Below are 2,684 nucleotides of genomic sequence, written 5' to 3' on the forward strand. Positions count from 1 at the left end.
CCGAATAGTGATAGGTAGGGTTTTGATACAATCGCCACCTTTTCCCCCACTTCACACCGTACGTGAGAGTTTCCCCTCATACGGCGTTCCATCTAATCCAATTGACCATTTTCTTAACCTAGATTGAAAACGGGTTTACAATGAACTTTTTCTCTTAATTCATCAAACCGCATTTTCTTCTCTTCCGTTAATCCATATTTAGAAAGGATAGTTTTTGCAGATTCTACCTCTTGTGTATGTATGGCTTGGTGTATGTTTTCAAGGACTAGTGTTAGGTTTCGATAATCGTCTGTACCTCCCATTCCTTTCGGTCTTATATGATGGCAATGCGAATCATTTAGACCAAATTCAATCCCCGTTATGGAACATTTACCGAATTGGGCAACGAATTTTGAAAGACGGTTATCGTTGTATTCTATAGTTCTGTGTTTGATGTAGAATCGTTGGATATGTCGTAAGACATCTTTGTTTATGCACTTTAAATTCTGATGAATTTTCTCTCTTCCTTTAGGAGTGAAATTTGTCATCCACTGTGAGAAATTTGTTGCTGGTCTGTGTTTTTGTGCATAAAGAGGTATAAGTACAATGTCATGTATCTTATATAATTTAGGATTATAACCCTTATACCTTTCCTGAATTGTCTTCGTCATATCGCTTCTTGTCGCTACTTTCCAATCTATCCTTAATCGGTTATAGAGAGTTTTTGTAAGATGGTGGTTTAGCTGATCTAAGTCTTTATTAATATGGGTAGCTACAGAGTAATAATTGTGTATCCCCATGATAATGGTATTGTAATGCCAAACAGCTTCTGGTGTTTGTTTCCTGCGAATGTCTTTGATTGCACGTTTCAGTTTTTGGTAGGCATGTATTTTGGCTTTATGTGTCATCCGACTGTGTGCTACATAACCGTCCCTCTTCTTAGTCGCTTTCAGATTAAAGCCAAGAAATTCACTTGATTGCTTTCTTAGGTTAACGATACGTGACTTTTCTTGATTAATATCCAAATGCAATCGCGTCTTGAGAAAGTCCTTTGTTGCGTTGAATAGTTTTTGAGCTGTTTGATAATTACGGCATAGAATTTTAAAATCATCTGCGTATCTTACGATAAAGCACTCTTTCAGTTTGGTTTTCTTAAGCTGTCTAAATTTTGCACCTGGTTTATGGTAGTTATGTTTAGTTTGAAGGGTTTCCCATTGGTCACTTACCCACCAATCTAATTCATTTAGCACAATATTAGATAAAAGAGGACTTAATATTCCTCCTTGTGGAGTACCTTTTATCGGGATTCCTTCCGTTTGTATCTCTGCTTTAAGTAACCTTGAAATAATTGAAAGAAGTGTTTTATCTTTTATCCCCAACGTCCACATCTGTTTAAGCAGTTTTCCATGATTCACATTATCAAAGAAACCCTTAATATCAATGTCTATACAAAAATGAAGCCCTTTACTCTTGCGATTAACTTGGGATTTCATTCTTGCTAAGGCATGATGGGTACTACGGTTTGGTCTAAATCCGTAACTGTGATTATGAAATTTTGCTTCACAAATAGGTTCTAAGATTTGTAAGATACATTGCTGAAATATTCTATCCCCTATTGTAGGAATACCTAACGGTCTTTTATCCCCATTTGGTTTTGGTATGAATACACGTCTCACTGATTGTGGTTTATACCAATCAAACATGGACTTGACCTTCACTATTACTTCTTCAACTGATAAACTTTTGATGTCGTTAATCGTCAATCCATCTGTACCAGCTGTTGTGCTTCCCATATTCTTTTTAATATTCCGATAAGCTAACCTTATATTTTCGTCCATCTTCATCAATTTCACTAGGTTATAAAAATTGTTTCCATTTTGACTACGCTGGTATAGAATGTCAAAAGTAGACTGCAAATCGTAATATTCAGCGTGTCGCAGTTTCTTAATCTTTTCTATAAGTCGGTACCTCCTTAATGGAGTAAAACCTTTTTTAGTCTCACAAGAACCTTATAAACCGATTAAGTTACTTTAAATGGATGGTCAATCTTCTTTAGACTAATGGCTGTCCCTCCACTATGTTTCCATAGTTTCTTCGGTACCGTGCCATCACTCTCACTACTGTAAATTATAGTTATACATCCACTATTCTCATGGTTGTTTTCCTATAAACCATTTCATGGGAAGTAAGCCCTCCATGTCAGTAGCTTTCCACGTTCCGTTATTCCTATCTATGCATAGTACCCTTAGACTTCTCCTTTAGACCTGTTGACTGGACATTGCCTGTAACAATGTATGGATTTTCATAACAACTAATCTTACTCACCCACATCAACACTACACTTGGTAGCCCATGCATTTCTACATGTTAACCTTTTAGACCCGTACATTCGGAGATTCGTCAGATTCACCTTACCGTTGGGTTATTGAATCCATTCTAGTCGTAAGTACTTTATAGACTCCCGGCCTATAGGCTACACCATCCACCTCTGGACAGTTTTCGCGTCATATGACTTGCGGTAGCTCTCAGCCGACTTCACCGAGCTTCACACAAATCGGCTCTTACTAACCTCTTTGCATGTCGGAGTATTAGAGGAAGCCCTTCAAGGCGTTACCCTATCATTTGACTTCTTGGAATAACAGTTCTTCTAACCAAATTCAGTTAGCGCCTAATCTTTTCAATTAGGAACGTGTCACACAATTATA

Annotated in this window: 1 protein-coding gene; it reads right to left on the reverse strand. The window is 37.3% G+C overall.

All coding sequences use genetic code 11. The features are described from left to right. Positions 1-113 precede the first annotated feature (113 nt). Positions 114-1,817: a group II intron reverse transcriptase/maturase gene (ltrA, locus tag ABHN01_RS23535; protein ID WP_429877557.1), complete on the reverse strand. Its 1,704-nt coding sequence runs from the start codon at positions 1,815-1,817 to the stop codon at positions 114-116. Between the last annotated feature and the right edge of the window lie 867 nt (positions 1,818-2,684).

Source organism: Fictibacillus sp. NRS-1165 (genome assembly GCF_050468105.1).
GTDB classification, from domain to species: domain Bacteria; phylum Bacillota; class Bacilli; order Bacillales; family Fictibacillaceae; genus Fictibacillus_C; species Fictibacillus_C terrinigri.